Source organism: Zoogloea oryzae (genome assembly GCF_030161255.1).
Lineage (GTDB): Bacteria > Pseudomonadota > Gammaproteobacteria > Burkholderiales > Rhodocyclaceae > Zoogloea > Zoogloea oryzae.
Genome location: NZ_BSPX01000060.1, coordinates 1 through 15,986, shown reverse-complemented (window position 1 = coordinate 15,986; position 15,986 = coordinate 1). Strand labels below are relative to the sequence as shown.

General features: G+C 66.9%; 17 protein-coding genes and 2 pseudogenes. 11 read left to right on the top strand and 8 right to left on the bottom strand.

Going from position 1 to position 15,986, the window contains the following annotated elements; translation table 11 throughout:
• Window positions 1-41 precede the first annotated feature (41 nt).
• Window positions 42-1,193, bottom strand: a complete 1,152-nt coding sequence (gene dinB / locus QQK25_RS16815; protein WP_284188967.1) for a DNA polymerase IV — start codon at window positions 1,191-1,193, stop codon at window positions 42-44.
• 204 nt (window positions 1,194-1,397) lie between these two features.
• Between dinB and QQK25_RS16810 the strand changes: the two genes are divergently transcribed.
• From QQK25_RS16810 to QQK25_RS16775, 8 genes are all read left to right on the top strand, one after another.
• Window positions 1,398-1,736 (top strand): TfoX/Sxy family protein, encoded by a 339-nt coding sequence (locus tag QQK25_RS16810; RefSeq protein WP_284188966.1) that lies wholly within the window; start codon window positions 1,398-1,400, stop codon window positions 1,734-1,736.
• A 71-nt stretch (window positions 1,737-1,807) separates the two neighbouring features.
• Window positions 1,808-2,410, top strand: coding sequence for a class I SAM-dependent DNA methyltransferase (locus QQK25_RS16805; RefSeq protein ID WP_284188965.1), 603 nt, complete (start codon window positions 1,808-1,810; stop codon window positions 2,408-2,410).
• A gap of 315 nt (window positions 2,411-2,725) precedes the next feature.
• The gene (locus tag QQK25_RS16800; RefSeq protein ID WP_284188964.1) at window positions 2,726-3,499 is read left to right on the top strand and encodes a quinoprotein dehydrogenase-associated SoxYZ-like carrier; all 774 of its coding nucleotides are present in this window, start codon (window positions 2,726-2,728) and stop codon (window positions 3,497-3,499) included.
• On the top strand, window positions 3,496-4,440 hold the full coding sequence (locus QQK25_RS16795) for a quinoprotein relay system zinc metallohydrolase 1 (RefSeq protein WP_284188963.1): 945 nt from the start codon (window positions 3,496-3,498) through the stop codon (window positions 4,438-4,440). Before QQK25_RS16800 ends, QQK25_RS16795 begins: the two co-directional genes overlap by 4 nt.
• A gap of 79 nt (window positions 4,441-4,519) precedes the next feature.
• Window positions 4,520-4,864 carry a carboxymuconolactone decarboxylase family protein gene (locus QQK25_RS16790; RefSeq protein WP_284188962.1) on the top strand — a complete coding sequence of 115 codons (345 nt, stop codon included), beginning with the start codon at window positions 4,520-4,522 and terminating at the stop codon, window positions 4,862-4,864.
• Window positions 4,865-4,889: 25 nt separating this feature from the next.
• Window positions 4,890-5,744, top strand: coding sequence for a DMT family transporter (locus QQK25_RS16785; protein ID WP_284188961.1), 855 nt, complete (start codon window positions 4,890-4,892; stop codon window positions 5,742-5,744).
• A 31-nt stretch (window positions 5,745-5,775) separates the two neighbouring features.
• A complete protein-coding gene (locus QQK25_RS16780) occupies window positions 5,776-6,336 on the top strand; it encodes a TetR/AcrR family transcriptional regulator (RefSeq protein WP_284188960.1) in 561 nt (186 codons plus the stop codon).
• 59 nt (window positions 6,337-6,395) lie between these two features.
• The gene (locus QQK25_RS16775) at window positions 6,396-6,899 is read left to right on the top strand and encodes a DsrE family protein (protein ID WP_284188959.1); all 504 of its coding nucleotides are present in this window, start codon (window positions 6,396-6,398) and stop codon (window positions 6,897-6,899) included.
• A gap of 180 nt (window positions 6,900-7,079) precedes the next feature.
• Here the strand turns inward: QQK25_RS16775 and QQK25_RS16770 are convergent, their stop codons facing one another.
• The 5 genes and pseudogenes from QQK25_RS16770 to QQK25_RS24335 form a co-directional block, all read right to left on the bottom strand.
• Window positions 7,080-8,498, bottom strand: coding sequence for an esterase-like activity of phytase family protein (locus QQK25_RS16770; RefSeq protein WP_284188958.1), 1,419 nt, complete (start codon window positions 8,496-8,498; stop codon window positions 7,080-7,082).
• 468 nt (window positions 8,499-8,966) lie between these two features.
• Entirely contained in the window at window positions 8,967-10,781 is a 1,815-nt protein-coding gene (locus tag QQK25_RS16765) for an ABCB family ABC transporter ATP-binding protein/permease (RefSeq protein ID WP_284188957.1), read from the bottom strand.
• Between the two features lie 122 nt (window positions 10,782-10,903).
• Window positions 10,904-11,530, bottom strand: coding sequence for a LysE family translocator (locus QQK25_RS16760; RefSeq protein ID WP_284188956.1), 627 nt, complete (start codon window positions 11,528-11,530; stop codon window positions 10,904-10,906).
• Between the two features lie 33 nt (window positions 11,531-11,563).
• On the bottom strand, window positions 11,564-11,956 hold the full coding sequence (locus QQK25_RS24340) for a CZB domain-containing protein (protein WP_438696490.1): 393 nt from the start codon (window positions 11,954-11,956) through the stop codon (window positions 11,564-11,566).
• Window positions 11,957-12,055: 99 nt separating this feature from the next.
• A pseudogene (locus QQK25_RS24335) lies at window positions 12,056-12,466 on the bottom strand (methyl-accepting chemotaxis protein); the annotation flags it as partial.
• 367 nt (window positions 12,467-12,833) lie between these two features.
• Between QQK25_RS24335 and QQK25_RS16750 the strand changes: the two are divergent.
• Window positions 12,834-13,466, top strand: a complete 633-nt coding sequence (locus QQK25_RS16750) for a DUF2238 domain-containing protein (protein ID WP_284188954.1) — start codon at window positions 12,834-12,836, stop codon at window positions 13,464-13,466.
• A gap of 3 nt (window positions 13,467-13,469) precedes the next feature.
• Here QQK25_RS16750 and apaG read toward each other — a convergent pair whose 3' ends face one another.
• Complete coding sequence (gene apaG, locus QQK25_RS16745) at window positions 13,470-13,856, bottom strand: Co2+/Mg2+ efflux facilitator ApaG/CorD (RefSeq protein ID WP_284188953.1); 387 nt, start codon at window positions 13,854-13,856, stop codon at window positions 13,470-13,472.
• Between the two features lie 146 nt (window positions 13,857-14,002).
• Here apaG and rpe point away from each other — a divergent pair, with 146 nt between their 5' ends.
• A complete protein-coding gene (gene rpe, locus QQK25_RS16740) occupies window positions 14,003-14,692 on the top strand; it encodes a ribulose-phosphate 3-epimerase (RefSeq protein WP_284188952.1) in 690 nt (229 codons plus the stop codon).
• A 7-nt stretch (window positions 14,693-14,699) separates the two neighbouring features.
• On the opposite strand, the gene QQK25_RS16735 is transcribed toward rpe, so the two are convergent.
• Complete coding sequence (locus tag QQK25_RS16735) at window positions 14,700-15,641, bottom strand: GlxA family transcriptional regulator (protein ID WP_284188951.1); 942 nt, start codon at window positions 15,639-15,641, stop codon at window positions 14,700-14,702.
• An 83-nt stretch (window positions 15,642-15,724) separates the two neighbouring features.
• Between QQK25_RS16735 and QQK25_RS16730 the strand changes: the two are divergent.
• Window positions 15,725-15,986, top strand: a pseudogene (locus QQK25_RS16730) (MFS transporter); the annotation flags it as partial.

The following is a 15,986-nucleotide window of genomic DNA, read 5'->3' as shown; positions in this document are numbered from 1 at the left end:
TTGGGGTTTTTCCGGGGGGCGTAAGCCGGCCGGGGCCGTCGTCAGTCGAAGAGTTCCCCCTGGGTGGGCCGCTCGTCGGGTAGGGGCGCGGCGTCGCGCCGGATCAGGCTGCTCACCTTCACCCCCAGCAGGCGGATGCGCCGATCGAGCGGCACGCGCTTGAGGCATTCGCCGGCAGCCTTGCGGATCGCCGCGGCGTCGCCCACGGGCATCGGCAGGGTCTGGTCGCGGGTGACGGTGTGGAAGTTGTCGAAGCGCAGCTTGAGGCCCACCGTCTTGCCCACGTAGCCCTTGCGGGTGAGGTCGTCGGCGAGCTGTTCGCACAGGCGGGTGAAGCGGGTGGACAGCTCCGGCCGGTCGTTCTTGGGGTGGAGGTCGCGCTCGAAGGTGGTCTCGCGGGAGAGGCTCTTGGGCTCGCTCTCGGTGACCACCGGGCGCTCGTCCTCGCCCCGCGCCGCGCGGGACAGCCACACCCCGTAGCGCTCGCCGAAGTGATCCTGCAGCCAGGCCGGGTCGGCGCCGGCGAGCTCGCCGATGGTGACGATGCCCAGCTCCTCCAGCCGCGCCGCGGCCTTGGGGCCGATGCCGTTGATGCGCTTGGCGGGCAGCGGCCAGATGCGCGCGGGCAGGTCGTCGGCGGTGACCACGGTGATCCCGGCGGGCTTGTCCAGGTCGGAGCACAGCTTGGCGAGCAGCTTGTTGGGCGCAACGCCGAGGGAGCACGAGAGCCCGGTGGCGTCCCGCACCGCCTGCTGGAGCTGCATGGCGATCTGCCGGGCGCCGTTCACGCTGCCGTCGGGGTTGAGGGCGGAGAGGTCGATGTAGATCTCGTCGATGCCGCGGTCTTCCACCTGCGGCGCGAGGGCCCGCACGGCGGCCTTGAAGAGCCGCGAGTAATGCCGGTAGGCGTCGAAGTTGGCGGAGAGCAGGATCGCCTCGGGCGCCAGCTGGGCGGCCTTCATCAGCCCCATGCCCGAATGCACGCCCAGCGCCCGGGCCTCGTAGGTGGCAGTGGTGATGACGCCCCGGCCCACGTAGGTGGCGAGGCGCGGGAAATCCTCGCCATCGCCGCCGGCCCGGCGTCCGCCCACCACCACCGCCTGGCCGCGCAGTTGCGGGTAGCGCAGCAGCTCGACCGACGCGAAGAAGGCGTCCATGTCCAGGTGGGCGATGCTGCGGGAAAGGGCGGGCATGAGCAGGCGGCGGGTGACGGCGGGGCTATTGTGCCCCAAGGCGCGGAGGGCGCCATTGTAGGTCGGACTTCAGTCCGACAGACCCGGCCGGATCGAGCAGTGGTGTCGGACTGAAGTCCTACCTGCAAAGGGTGCGTACAGGGCTTGGAATGGGTGGCGAGTGCGGGCAAGCTGCGCCCCGTGTGATCGAGGAAGAGGCTGTGCATGGCAACCGAGCGGGAGTTCATCGAATACGTGGCGGATCAGGCCGCATCGGCGGGGAGCATGAGCTACCGCAAGATGTTCGGCGAGTACGCGCTGTACTGCGAGGGCAAGGTGGTGGCACTGGTGTGCGACAACCAGGTGTTCGTGAAGCCCACCTTGGCGGGCGCGGCATGGGTGGGCACGGTGACCGAGGGCTTTCCGTATCCCGGCGCCAAGCCGTGGATGCTGATCGCCGACGAGCTGGACGAGCGGGACTGGTTTGCCCGGCTGATCCGCCTGACCGCCGACGCATTGCCGCTGCCCAAGCCGAAGAAACCGAAGAAGCCGAAAGCCGGCTGACTTTCCCCGGGCGGCCCGGCCGGGTCACAATCCACGCTTCGCGCGCCCGCGCACTTCATTGCAGGAAGACCATGTCCAGGGATTACTTTGCCCACAAGGCGGCGAGCTTCGACCAGAACACCGCCCGCGTCGACAACGTGGCGGCGATCGCCGAGGTGCTGCAGGCCACCATCCGCCTCGACCGCAGCATGCACCTGATGGATTTCGGCTCCGGCACCGGGCTGCTGCTGGAGCGCATCGCGCCCCACGTGGGGAAGATCACCGCGGTGGATGTGTCCGAATCCATGAACCGCCAGCTGGCCGAGAAGATTCCGCACCTGGGCTGCCCGGTCGACATTCGCCCGGTGGATCTGGTGCAGGAGGCCATCGACGGGCCCTTCGACGGGATCATCTCGTCGATGACCCTGCATCACGTGGAAGACATCGGCGCGATCTTCCGGCGCTTCCGGGCCATGCTCAAGGACGGCGGCTTCATCGCCCTGGCCGATCTGGATGCCGAGGACGGCAGCTTCCATAGTGAGGACACCGGCGTCTTCCACAACGGTTTCGATCGGGCCGCGATCAGCCGGATTGCCGAAGAAGCGGGTTTTGGCGAGGTGGCGGTGGTGTCGGCCAGCGTGGTGAGGAAGCCCCAGCGGGATTACCCGGTGTTCCTGCTTACGGGGCGCTGCTGAAGTTTCGCTCCGATCATTGAAAAGGCCCGCCGACGCGGGCTTTTTTACTTTCTGGCCGGGGCGGTCAGGCCCTGCGACGGCGCAATTGGCGTAATCACCCGGCCAGAAGCAGGCGATGTGGTCGCCGGGGTCTCTTTGATGTCATGGGGGTTATCCGGCGTCTGTGGCCAGGAAGACGGGTCAGATGAAAACGAGAGACCGCTTGCAAATCTACCAACTGGTAGGTAGAGTCTGTTCGCGGCCAGGTGCAATCCGGCCAAGCCGGGGGCGCCAGCCTTCATCGGGGGGATTCAACAACTGTCAAAGGAGGGGGCCATGAGGCTCGCAGCAAGCTTGATTGCCGTGCTTCTAGCACTGACGTGTGGCGGCAATCCTGCAATCGCGCACGGAAAAGAAACGGCTGATCCGCTGGGCTCGGCAAGGTGGAAGGACATGGAGCGGGATTTCCTGTCGGATGGGCCGGTCCAGTTCGACGAACGCGTGAAGGTGATCTCGTCCGGGCTTGCAGAGAATCCGCTGCAGGTTCCGATTACGGTCGATGCGACAGCGCTGACCGGCGTCAAGGAGGTTCTGGTCTTTGCCGACTTCAACCCCATCCTGGAAATCCTCAGGTTCTATCCGGAATCAACCAGCGCCTATCTGGGCTTCCGGGCCAAGCTGCAGCAGTCGTCCCCGGTTCGCGCTGCGGCCAAAACGGCCGATGGTGTGTGGCACGTTGGCGGGGTCTGGGTGAATACCACCGGTGGCGGCTGCACGGCGCCGTCGGCCGCGTCGACCTCGTCCGAGTGGCAGAAACGCCTCAACGAGGTGACCGCGCGGACCTGGAGCGAAGGGCCGATGTCCGGCCGGGTTCGGTTGCGGATCATCCATCCGATGGATACCGGGCTGATGGCGGGCGTACCGGCCTTTCACCTCGAGGAGGTCGTCCTGAAGGACGACGCCGGAAAGCGCCTGATGCGTCTGGAGATCTCCCAGCCAGTCAGCGAGAACCCGGTGTTCACACTGAATCGTGGGGCCGTGCAGGGCAGCCTGATGGTCAGCGGCCGCGACAACAACGGCAACATGTTCGACGTGCGGGTTGCGCCATGAAAAATCTCGTTCTCGCTTTCGTGGCCTGGGTGTCGGCATTTGCCCATGCCGCTGACTTCAATTACCAGCTGGTGCCGCAGGAAATAGCCGCGGGTGTTTACGCCTTTGTCGGTCAGACGACCGATTTCAATACCGAGAATGGCGGCAACATTGTCAATACCGGGTTCATTGTCGCGCCGGATGGCGTGATCGTCGTCGATACCGGCCCGTCGCTGCGCTACGGGCAGCAAATGCGGGCGGCGATCGGTCGGGTCACCCGCAAGCCTGTCGTTCTGGTCTTGAACACCCATCACCACCCGGATCATTTTCTGGGCAATCAGGCGTTCTCGGACGTACCCGTTGCGACCTTGGCGGAGATCCAGAAAGCCATGGCCGCCGAAGGCAATGCCTTTGCCGAGAACCTCTATCGGATGAGTGGAGACTGGATGGCCGGCACCGAGGTGTTCCTGCCCACCCGCAACATCGGGGGAGGCGCCCTTGATATTGCCGGGCGTCACCTGCAGATCCTGGCCCTCGAGGGGCATACGGGGGCTGATCTGGCGATCTACGATGCGTCGAGCGGTGTGCTGTTTGCGGGTGATCTGGTCTTCAACGACCGGGCGCCGACGACGCCGCACGCGCAGGTCGAGCGCTGGCTGCGCTCGTTGTCCGAGCTCGAGCAGCTGACCCGGGCGTCCACCTTTCGGGCGCTTGTTCCGGGGCACGGCGCAGTGACGCGCGATGCCTCGGCCATCGCCCGCACCAGAGACTGGCTGACCTGGCTCACCGGCTTTCTGCGTGCATCAGCCGCCACCGGCATGGATATGACGGAAGTCATCGCCAGCCCGCTGCCGTCGCGATTCAAGCAGTTGCCGATGGCGCCGGACGAATACCGGCGCTCGGTCGGGCATCTGTATCCGGCCATCGAGCTTGAAGTGCTGGAAAAAGCACACGCCCATTAAGGCCTTCGGCTGCCGCATTACGGGAAATGCGCCCCCCGTCTAAAGGGCGCGAATTCTTCAAACCTCAAGGAAATCAATCATGCTGGATTGGAATCAATTTCGTTCGGACATTCTTGGCCGCATCGGGGACTTTGGAAAGCTTGCCCCGGAGGTGCTGAAAGGCGTCCTGACCATTGACCGGGCCGGGAGCAAGACCCAGCGCCTCGACGAAAAGACCCGCGAATTGATCTCCCTGGCTTGCGCCGTCACCACCCGTTGCGACGGTTGCATCTCGGTGCATGCCGAGGCCGCGGTAAAGGCCGGCGCTTCCGAGGAGGAAATCGCAGAAGCGCTGGGGGTTGCCATCAACCTCAATGCGGGCGCGGCCCTGGTGTTCTCGGCCCGTGTCCTGGATGCGGTCAGGAAGCTGCCGGCCCAGGCCTGAGACCAGGACGAGCGAGAGGTCGGTCATGTATCTGCGGCTCAGTCTGGCGATGCTGGCGTTTGTCGGCAATTCAATCCTTTGCCGTCTGGCGCTCAAGCAAACCCAGATCGATGCCGCCAGCTTCACGCTGATCCGGATCCTTGGCGGAGCGATTGTCCTGGCTTTGCTGATGCTGCTCCGCGGCCGCTTTAGCAGACGCTCGGGGAGCTGGGCTGGCGGGTTGGCCCTGGCCGTCTATGCCACCGCCTTCTCGTTTGCCTATCTCCATCTGGAGGCGGGCACCGGCGCGCTGCTCCTGTTTGGCGCGGTGCAGCTGTGCATGATTGCCTGGGGGGCGATCAACGGCGAGAAGCTGGCCCTTGCCCACGTGCTGGGCATTGTCCTGGCCTGCTGCGGGATCGTGGTCTTGTTGTTGCCGGGCGCTTCGGCGCCGCCGATGGCCTATGCGGCGTTGATGATCCTGTCCGGTCTGGCCTGGGGCGTTTACTCCCTGCTGGGGCGCGGCGGCGAGGCGCCGGAGCAGAGCACCGCAGGCAACTTCGCCAGAGCGCTACTGATGGTCGGTGTGTTCTGTCTGCCGATGCTGCCGTCGATGAATTGGGATGCCGCGGGTGTCACCTACGCGGTCATCTCCGGCGGCCTGGCCTCTGGCGTCGGCTACGTCCTCTGGTACGGTGCCGTTCGCTCGCTATCCAGGATCAGCGCCGCGGTGGTTCAGTTGAGCGTGCCTTGTCTGACCGGCATCGCTGGCTACCTCTTTCTCGACGAGGTGCTGACCGCCCGGCTGTTGCTCGCCAGTGCCGCCGTGCTTGGCGGCATCGGGCTGGTATTGCGCGCGGGGCAGGATCGTCCGGCCCGGCCTGCCTCCCGTAAAATCTGATGCTCATCCATCACCGAGCATGCCGACGACCATGGTAGCCAACACCCGATCCGATCTCCTTGCCGAGGCCGAAAGGCTCATCCGACAGGGAGGCTATTCGGCATTCAGCTATGCCGATCTGGCCAACAAGATCGGCATCACCAAAGCGAGCATCCACTACCACTTTCCAAGCAAGCAGCGCCTGGCCGAGGAAGTCGCAGAGCAGGCCATCGCGCGCTTTGTCGAGACGCTGGCTCGGATTGAAGGCGAGGAGGCGAGCGCGCTGGCCCGGTTGAGGCTTTACAGCCAGCTTTTTCTGGAGGGTTTCGACGACAACCTCCGGCCATTGTGCTGCGCCCTGTCGTCCGAGCTGGTTGTCCTGCCGGAGTCGATCCAGAAGATGACCACCCGCTACTTCAATGTTCACCTTGAATGGCTGACGAGGGTGGTCGATGCGGGCATCGCGCAGGGCGAACTCCGCTGGCCGGGTACTGCACAGGGTCTGGCGAAGCTGCTGCTGACCACCCTCGAGGGCGGCAGCCTGCTGGCCCGCGCCCACCGTAACGAAGCCTTGCTGTTTGCCGGTTTCGACCAGGTCATTGCACAGCTTTGATCCACGCCAGGTGCCAGCACGCTGCGGCCTGGCGGTATCACTTCTCATTGGAGATACCCATGCGTTTCAGGCGTTTTCTGCTGCTGTGCCTGCTGGCACTTTCCCCCCTCGTGACCCTTGTCGATGCCCAGGCTGTCGAAGTGAATGACGCTGCGGCCTTGCGCAATGTGACCGAGGGCAAGGGGATCTTTCTGATCGATTTCAATAACCCGGAAAAGGCCGCTTTTTACCTGAGCATCATCAAGGAGTCGCATGCCGGGCTGGTGCGCCAGGGAGTGCCCCCCGATTTCATCATCGTCTATATCGGGCCAACGGTTGGCTATCTGACCACCAAGCCCGATAGCCGGCTTGAGATGGATCACGAAGACGCGCTGGAAGTGATTGCGGACATGGTGCGCCAGCTGCATGGGCTTGGCGTCAGGCAGGAGGTCTGCGCCATCGCCACCCGGGTGCTGAAGATCGACAACAAGACCTTGCTGCCGGAGCTGACACTCGTCGCCGACGGCTTCATCTCCCTGATCGGCTGGCAGACGCAGGGCTACAAGCTGGTGCCACTGTTCTGATTCTTGACGGGGCCTGCGAGCGTCGCTTTCCCGCCTTCTTGTGTTGAAGACCCCGTGCCGACGATAGCTTGGCACGGGGTCTTCTGCATTGAAGCCCGGGATTTGTGGACATTCACGCCAGCCCCTTTGCCAGGGGGCTGCTCACAACGGCTATCCGGGCTGGGTGAGTGTCCGTGCACCCTAGCGCTGGCGGCGGCGCAGCACGAGGCCGCCCAGGCCCAGGGCCGCCAGCGCGAGGCTGGTGGGCTCGGGGATCTGCTGGGCCTGGAAGCCGGCCACCACGTCGTCGGTGATGCCCAGCACGAAGAACTGGTTGGGGTTGGCGGTGGGGGTGCCCTGCACCGACACGGTATCCAGGAAGTCGTTGTCGTTCACAACGATCAGGGTGTGCTGCAGCACGCCGTCCACCAGCACGTCGGGGCCGAAGGCGAGACCTTCGATCTTGGCCGGGATGGTCCGGTCGGTGAAGCCGTTGGCCTTGAGCAGGGTGACCAGATCGACGAACAGGCTCTTGGTGACGGCCTTGGGGGCCAGCGCCGCTTCGCCGGTGAGGGCCGCGACATCGGCCGCGCCGGCGAGGTCGATGCGGTAGAGCTTCTTCTGGACGGCCTTGGAGTCGTCGCCCAGGCCCTTGCCGTCGCGCTCGTCGAGGATGAACTCGTGGTCGTTGATGGCGACGATCTCGCTGATGCTGCCGTACTTGGGCTTGGCGACGGTGCCGATGTTGTCGAGCTTGTAGGCGTATTCGTGGGTGACCTTGCCGCTGGCGATGTCGATGGTGACGATGCGCACGGTGCTGGCGTCGGTGCCGCCGTCCTGCAGCAGCGGGCTCTGCATCACGCCCACCAGGGTCTTGCCGTCGGGGGTGATGGCGAGGCCTTCCATGCCCTTGTTGGCCACGCGGCCGCTGGTGTTGGCGCTGATCTCGGTGGCGCCCTGGGCCGACAGGGTGCTCACCGCGAACTTCTCGGGCAGGGTGAACACGTTGATGCGGTTGCCGGTGGTCTTGTCGAACTGATAGACGTAGGGGCCGTACTCGTCGGTGATGAAGACGCTCTGGCCGTTGGCGGCCACGCGGATGCCTTCCGGGTCGAAGCGGGCGTTGCTGCCGTTGGTGGACAGCCCGGCGCCGAAGGCGTCGGAGCGGCCGCTGAAGTAATGCTGGCCGCTGCTGCCGGTGATCACCGGGGCGCTGCCGTAGTTGAGCGCGTCGGTGCTGGAGAGCAGGGTGGTGGCGGTGAGGCTCGGGCTGAGGGTGGCGACGGCGCCGGTGGTGAAGGCGGCGCTGGCGAGGCCCAGGCTCACCGTCTGGTAGCGGGGGACCCACGAGGTGGTTTCATCCACCGCGGCATTCCAGCTGCTGGCGTTGGGGCCGCGATCGGGGGTGACGTAGAACTTGTCGCCGCCGGCCCAGGCGATGGCCGAGCCCATGCCGCCCAGAATGTTGGCGGCGGCGCCGTTTTCGAGGGTGCCGCTGAGACCGGACAGATCGGAGCCGGCGAGCTGGCCGATGCCGATGAGGGAGACCCCGGCGTGGGCGGCCGGGCTGGTGGCGAGCAGGGCCGGCACGACGACGGCCAGCAGACGTTTGGCGAACATGGGGACAACTCCTTGCAAGGCGGTGGATGCAAATCCGGGAAACACTACGCAAGGACTGTTACGCGGGGGTTAAGCCTGGTGATCCGGTTGTCCGGTGGGGAATGGGGTGGTGTCGGACTGAAGTCCGACCTACAGGGCGGGTGGTGCGCTTTGTAGCAGGGGATGGGGCTGTGGTGCTCCCTGTAGGTCGGACTTCAGTCCGACATCCGCCACGCCAGGATGAAGCATCGGGCGGACCCGATGATCCACGGGCGCCGATAGATGACGGATGGGCGCGGCGAGATCGTTGATGGGCGTCGTGCCATCGATTATCTGGCGCGCGCCATGATCGATCTCGCCGGCTCCATCGCTGATCCGATAGTCTCAACCGTCAATGGGACGCTTCCAATCAAGGGCGGAGACTATCGGATGAAGGACGAAAGGCGCCAGATGCTTGATCTACGGGCCTCCGCCCTTCATCCGGCGGGCTCAGGCTTCGGCTGCAGCGGTGGCTTCTTCCTGCTGCTGCAGCTGCCACATGCGGGCGTAGGCGCCGCCCCGGGCGAGCAGGTCGGTGTGGTGGCCGCGCTCGACGATGTGGCCCTGGTCGAGCACGATGATCTCGTCGGCGTTCATCACGGTGGATAGCCGGTGGGCGATGACCAGGGTGGTGCGGCCGCGGGCGGCGGCGTCGAGCTGGGCCTGGATGGCCTTTTCGGTTTGCGAATCCAGCGCCGAGGTGGCTTCGTCGAAGATCAGGATGTCGGGGTTCTTGAGCAGGGTGCGGGCGATGGCGACGCGCTGCTTCTCGCCCCCCGAGAGCTTGAGGCCGCGCTCGCCGACGCGGGTCTCCCAGCCATCGGGCAGGCGCTCGATGAAGCTTTCCAGTTGCGCAGCGCGGGCGGCGGCTTCCACCTCGTCGCGGCTGGCGTCGGGGCGGCCGTACTGGATGTTGTAGAACAGGGTGTCGTTGAACAGCACCGTATCCTGCGGAACGATGCCGATGGCGGCGCGCAGGCTGTCCTGGGTGAGCTGGCGGATGTCCTGGCCGTTGATGCGCACGGCGCCGCCCTGCACGTCGTAGAAGCGGAACAGCAGCCGGGCGAGGGTGGATTTGCCCGAGCCGGAGTGGCCCACCACCGCCACGGTGTGCCCGGCGGGGATGGCGAAATCCACGTCGTGGAGGATCTTGCGGGCCGGGTCGTAGGCAAAGCCCACGTGGTCGAAGCGCACGTCGGCGGCGCCGCGGGCGAGGGGCTGGGCATCGGGCGCGTCAGCCACTTCGCGGTGGGTGCCCATCAGCCCGAACATGCGCTCGATGTCGGTGAGGGCCTGGCGGATCTCCCGGTACAGCACGCCCAGGAAGTTGAGGGGGATGTAGAGCTGGATCAGGAAGGCGTTGACCAGCACCAGGTCGCCGAGGGTCATCCGCCCGTCGGCCACGCCCAGGGCGGCGCGCCACATCATCGCGGTGACGCCGCAGGCGATGATCGCCGCCTGGCCCACGTTGAGCAGCGACAGGGACTTCTGGTTCTTGATCTGGGCGGCCGTCCATTTGGCCAGCTCGGTGTCGTAGCGACGGGTCTCGAAGGCCTCGTTGTTGAAGTACTTCACCGTCTCGAAGTTGATCAGGCTGTCGATGGCCCGGGCGTTGGCGGCGGAATCCAGCTCGTTAGCCTGGCGGCGCAGGGCGGTGCGCCAGTTGGTGACCTTGAAGGTGAAGGTGACGTAGAGCGTGAGGGTGAACACCGTGATGAGGGCGAAGCTGGGTTCGTACTTCACCAGCAGGATGCCCACCACCAGCCCGATCTCGACGAAGGTGGGGAGGATCGAATACAGGGTGTAGCTGATCAGCGAGCCGATGGAGCGGGTGCCGCGCTCGATGTCACGGGTGAGGCCGCCGGTCTGGCGCTCCAGGTGGAAGCGCAGCGACAGGGCGTGCAGGTGCCGGAACACCTGCAGCGAGATCTCCCGCACGGCTTCCTGCGTCACCCGCGCGAACACCAGCTCGCGCAGCTCGGTGAGGGCCGAGGTGGAAAAGCGCAGCGCCCCGTAGGCCACCAGCAGCGCCGCGGGCACCACGATGAAGGCCTGGTCCCGGGAGATGTCGAGCCCATCCACCAGCTGCTTGAAGACCAGCGGCACCGCCACGTTGGCGAACTTGGCGCCGATCAGGCAGCTGAGTGCGAACAGCACCCGCCACTTGTAGGCCCACAGGTAGGGCAGCAGCTTCTTGATGGTCTGCCAGTCGTGGCGTTCGCCGGTGGCGGGAGTGGGAGGAGGGCCGGAAGGGGAGCGACGCATTGGGGCGGTGAGGAGTAAGGAGTAAGGAGTGAGGAGGGCTGTGCTGTACGAGGGTGCGCTGGCGTTGGAGCGTGGGTTGGTGCAGGAGGACGCGGCCGGGCTGGATGTGGCCTCGTTGCGTCTTACCCTTCACTCCTCATCAAACGCACTGCCAGGCCGATGAACAGCACGCCGCACAGGCGGTCGAGCCAGGGGCCGAGGCGGGGGCGGCGGGCGAGCAGGCGGCCGATGTGGCCGGCGGCGAAGGCCATCGAGCCGAAGATCACGACGGTCTGGGCGATGAACACGAGGCCGAGGACGAGCATCTGCAGCGAGACGCTGCCCAGGGCCGGGTCGGCAAACTGGGGCAGGAAGGCCAGGAAGAACAGCCCGACCTTGGGATTGAGGGCGTTGGCGACGAAGCCGCGGGCCACATCCCGCTGCCACGGGCGGGGCGGGCTGCCAGCCGCCGGGGAAAGGGCGCCGCCGCTACGCAGGGCCTGGATGCCCAGCCATACCAGCCAGGCCGCGCCGGCCAGCTTGAAGGCGGCGAACAGCCCGGCGGACGCGCGGATCAGCGCCGCCACCCCGAGGGTGGCCCAGGCGATGTGGGTGAGGCAGCCGGCCGCGCAGCCGAGCCCGAAGGCCAGCCCGGCGCGGCGGCCGCGGGCCAGGCTCTGGCCGATGACCATCAGGTTGTCGGGGCCCGGCGCGAGGGTGATCAGGACCGAGATGCCGAGAAAGGCGAGGAGCGTGTCGAGGGTGGGCATGGCGCCCGATTCTGGGCGGCCATGGCCGGGGCGTCAATGTGTGTGCGTGTGCTCGTTGCAGAGCAGGGAGGGATCGCTCACGGCGGTCTCGCCCATCTTCTGGAGGTTGTCGAGCACCCGCATCGAGGCGCTCTCCATCTCGTCCAGGTGGCGCAGCAGGGCGGCCTGATCGCCGGCGGCGTTGGCTTCGAGGGCGGCGATGCCGGCGGCGTGCACGCGGACGTGGGGCGGCTCGATCTCCCGGTAGCCGGGCAGCTTGCTGAAGCACGCCTGACCTTCGCCTTCGTAGTACCACTTGCCGAGGCGGCAGGCGGTGTGGCCGCCCACGTCGCCGGCCTTCAGGTCGAGCATGCCGAAGATGGCCAGGTAGATGCGGAACTTGAAGACGATGTGGTCGATCTTGGCCACCTCGACGAAGCTCTTCATGGCGCTGCCGGCGATCACCCCTTCCATGGCGCCGGAGAGGGCCATCAGGCGCTGCATGTCGCCGGTGGCGGTCTGGCCGCGGACGCTGAACTCGCTGGCCGTGCGGGCCAGGGTTTCCATGCTGTCGCGGGCGCAGGTCGAGTCGTCGCGGATGCGCGTGACGAGGGTGGAGATGTCGCGGGTGGCGGTGGAGGTGCGTTCGGCGAGCTTGCGCACTTCATCGGCCACCACCGCAAAGCCGCGGCCGGCTTCGCCCGCGCGGGCGGCCTCGATGGCGGCGTTGAGGGCCAGCAGGTTGGTCTGGTCGGCCACGTCGTGGATCAGCTTGACGATGGTGCTGATCTCGTCGGCCCGCTGGGCCAGGTTTTCCACCTGATGGGCGGAGACTTCGGATTCGGTGGCCAGGTGCGACAGGCTCTGGGCGATCTCGGTGGTGGCCTGGCCGCTGGCGTGGGACACATGGGCGGCCTCGATGGCCTTGTCCTTCTCGGCGCGCAGCAGGTTGGCCATTTCGGCCAGGCTGCCCTGGGCGTTGGTGAGCGAGTCTCCGAAGGCGCTCATGCGCTCGACGACCGCCAGCTGCCCGGCGGCGGCCTGCTGGTGTTCGGTGCTGGATTGCTGCAGCATAGCAATTTCGTCCCGCAGGGCTGCAACTTCAGCCTTCAGGGCTTCTTCGCGCGCCAGGGCGGTCTGAAGTTCGGTTTCCAGTTGGCGGAGTTTCGTACCGTTGAACCACATGATGTCTCGTCTCCGGATCGGGGCTGCAGGTGTCGGGCTGGCAGGCCACCGAGAGTAATTATCAAAAGCAGCGTGTTAACGGCATGTCGATTGATTTCTTTTGCCCCGGCTGCGGGGCTTTTATGTATCGGATCGTTCCATGACGACGCCCGCCGGACGGCTACCTTTCGTGCTTCTGGGGATCGTGGGTGCGGCGCTGGCGTGGTCGGCGCGCGCACCCTTCGACCGCACGACCTGGTGGATGGAGGTGGCGCCGGTGATGATCGCGGCGCCGCTGCTGGTGGCCACCCACCGGCGCTTTCCGCTCACGCCGCTGCTGCAGGTGCTGATCGCCGCCCACGCGCTGGTGCTGATCGTCGGCGGCGCGTGGACCTACGCCAAAGTGCCCTTCGGCTTCTGGCTGCAGGATGTGCTTGCGCTCGATCGCAACCCCTACGACCGCATCGGGCATTTCATGCAGGGGCTGGTGCCGGCGATGGTGGCGCGGGAGATCCTGCTGCGGCTGCGGGTGGTGCGCGGGCGCGGCTGGCTGTTCTACATCGTCACCAGCCTCTGCCTGGCGATCTCGGCGCTCTACGAGCTCATCGAGTGGGGCGCCGCGGTGGCCCTGGGGCAGGGCGCGGACGCCTTCCTGGGCACCCAGGGCGATCCATGGGATACCCAGAGCGACATGGCGATGGCGCTGGTTGGCGCCATCGTCGGGCAGGTGCTGCTGGGGCGCTGGCAGGATCGCCTGATCGGCCGGCTGGGCGGGCTGCGCCGGCCGCTGTGAGGCTCAGTGGAGGGTGCGCGGCATCGCCAGGGTGAATTCGGCGATGGGGGCGTCGAAGCGGGCGCCGTCGCCAGCCACCATCTGGTAGCTGCCCTTCATGGTGCCCACCGGGGTGTCGATGGTGCAGCCGCTGGTGTATTCGAACTGCTGGCCGGGCTGGAGCACCGGCTGCTCGCCCACCACGCCGGCGCCTTGAACCTCCTGCACCTTGCCTTCGGCGTCGGTGATGATCCAGTGGCGGCTGATGAGCTGGGCCGTCACGCTGCCGGTGTTGCGGATGGTGATGTGGTAGGCGAAGACGTAGCGGTTGGCCTCCACGTCGGACTGCTCGGGGATGAAGCGGGCTACGGCCGTAACCTGGATGGATTCCCGGTTGGGTGTCGTGGTCATTGTGCGGGGTACGTTTCGGGGTTGGGGTTATTCATTGAAGCCCAATCGCCGCTGCGCTGCAACCGCCGGCAGCGTTGGCGTGACGGGTTGCCAGCGGTAAACTGCCGGCCTCCCTCCGTCATCCGCCCCCTCCAAGGGCCTTTCCCATGAGCTACCGCATCGCCCCCAGCCTGCTTTCCGCCGATTTCGCGAAACTCGGCCAGGAGGTCACCCAGGTGATCGCCGCCGGTGCCGACTGGATTCACTTCGACGTGATGGACAACCATTACGTGCCCAACCTCACCATCGGCCCGCTCGTCTGCGAGGCGATCCGCCCCCACACCACCGCGCCCATCGACGTGCACCTGATGGTCAAGCCCGTCGACCGCATCGTGCCCGACTTCGCCAAGGCCGGCGCCGACGTCATCACCTTCCATCCGGAAGCCTCCGAGCACGTGGACCGCACCCTCGGCCTGATCCGCGACAGCGGCTGCAAGGCCGGCCTGGTGTTCAACCCGGCCACGCCGCTCAACTGGATGGACTACGTGATGGACAAGCTCGACGTGGTGCTGGTGATGAGCGTGAACCCGGGCTTCGGCGGCCAGTCGTTCATTCCCGGCACCCTCGCCAAGCTGCGCGAGGCCCGCGCCAAGATCGACGCCTACACCGCCCGCACCGGCCGCCAGATCCTGCTTGAGGTGGACGGCGGCGTGAAGGTGGACAACATCGCCCAGATCGCCGCCGCCGGCGCCGACACCTTCGTGGCCGGCTCGGCGGTGTTCGGCGCGCCCTGCGACACCGACCCGAACCGCTACGACACCGTGATCGGCAAGTTCCGCCAGGCCCTGGCCGGCTGATCCGGCGTCATCCTGCGGCGCGCCGCCGGGCCGACGGCGGCACGCCCAGGATCTTCACGAATGCCCGGCGCATCCGTTCCGGATCGCCGAAGCCGCAGCGCCGGGCCACCGCCTGCACCGAATCGCCGCCGCTCTCAAGCGCAGCCGCGGCCGCCTCGACTCGCAGCCGCTCCACCGCCCGCGCGGGCGACACCCCCACCTCCGCCGTGAAGCGCCGCGAAAAGTGGCGCGGGCTCATGCACGCCTTATCGGCCAGCGCATCCACGTCCAGCCGTTCGTCCAGATGGCTGCGGATGTGGTCGAGCAGCGCCGCAAAGCGCCCGTCGGCGGGCTGCAGGGCGGCCAGCTCGGAGAACTGCGACTGCCCGCCCGGGCGGCGGTAGTACACCACCAACTGGCGCGCCGCGTGGCGGGCGACGGCCTCGCCCAGGTCGTCGGCGATGAGCGCCAGGGCCAGGTCGATGCCGGCGCTGATGCCGGCGGACGTCCACACCTTGCCGTCGCGGATGAAGATCCGGTCGGCCTCGAGCTTCACCTTTGGAAACCGGCTCGCAAAAGCCGGCGTGCGCTGCCAGTGGGTGGTCGCCCGGCGGCCATCCAGCAGGCCCGCCGCGGCGAGCAGAAAAGCCCCGGAACACACGCTCGCCACCCGGCGCAGGCGGGCGCCGCTGCGGGCGACGAAATCCACCGTGGCGGCGCAGCCGGTGGCCGGATACACGCCGTCGCCGCCCACCACGATGAGGGTGTCGGGTTCGGTTTCGTCCGCCATCGGCTCGGTGGCGAGGCGGATGCCGCCGGAGCTGGCGACCAGCCCGCCGTCCCGCGACACCAACTGCAGCGCGTAGGCGCCGTGCACCGCGCCGTTGGCGGCCTCGAAGGCCGACAGGGGGCCGGCGGCGTCGAGGATCTGGAAATCCGGATAGACCAGAAAGCGGATGGTGCGGGTCATGGCATGAAATGAGGTAACTGTGTCATTTACGCCATCACTCTAGCCGGCGACGATGGGCGGGTCAAAATCTTCCGGAGCCCGTCATGAACCGCAATGTCCTGCTGCTGGCCCTGAGCCAGGCGCTGGCGATGACCGTCGTCAGCCTGATGCTGTCTGCCTCGGCGCTGGTCAGCGTCGATCTCGCCGCCACGCCCGGCTGGGCCACCTTGCCGCTGGCGGCCCAGTACCTCGCCACCATGCTGGCGCTGCATCCGCTGGCCCGCCTGTCCGCTCGACTGGGGCGGCGGCCGGTGTTCGTCGGCAGCGCGCTGGTGGGCGCCGCCGGGCTCGCGCTGGCGATGGCCG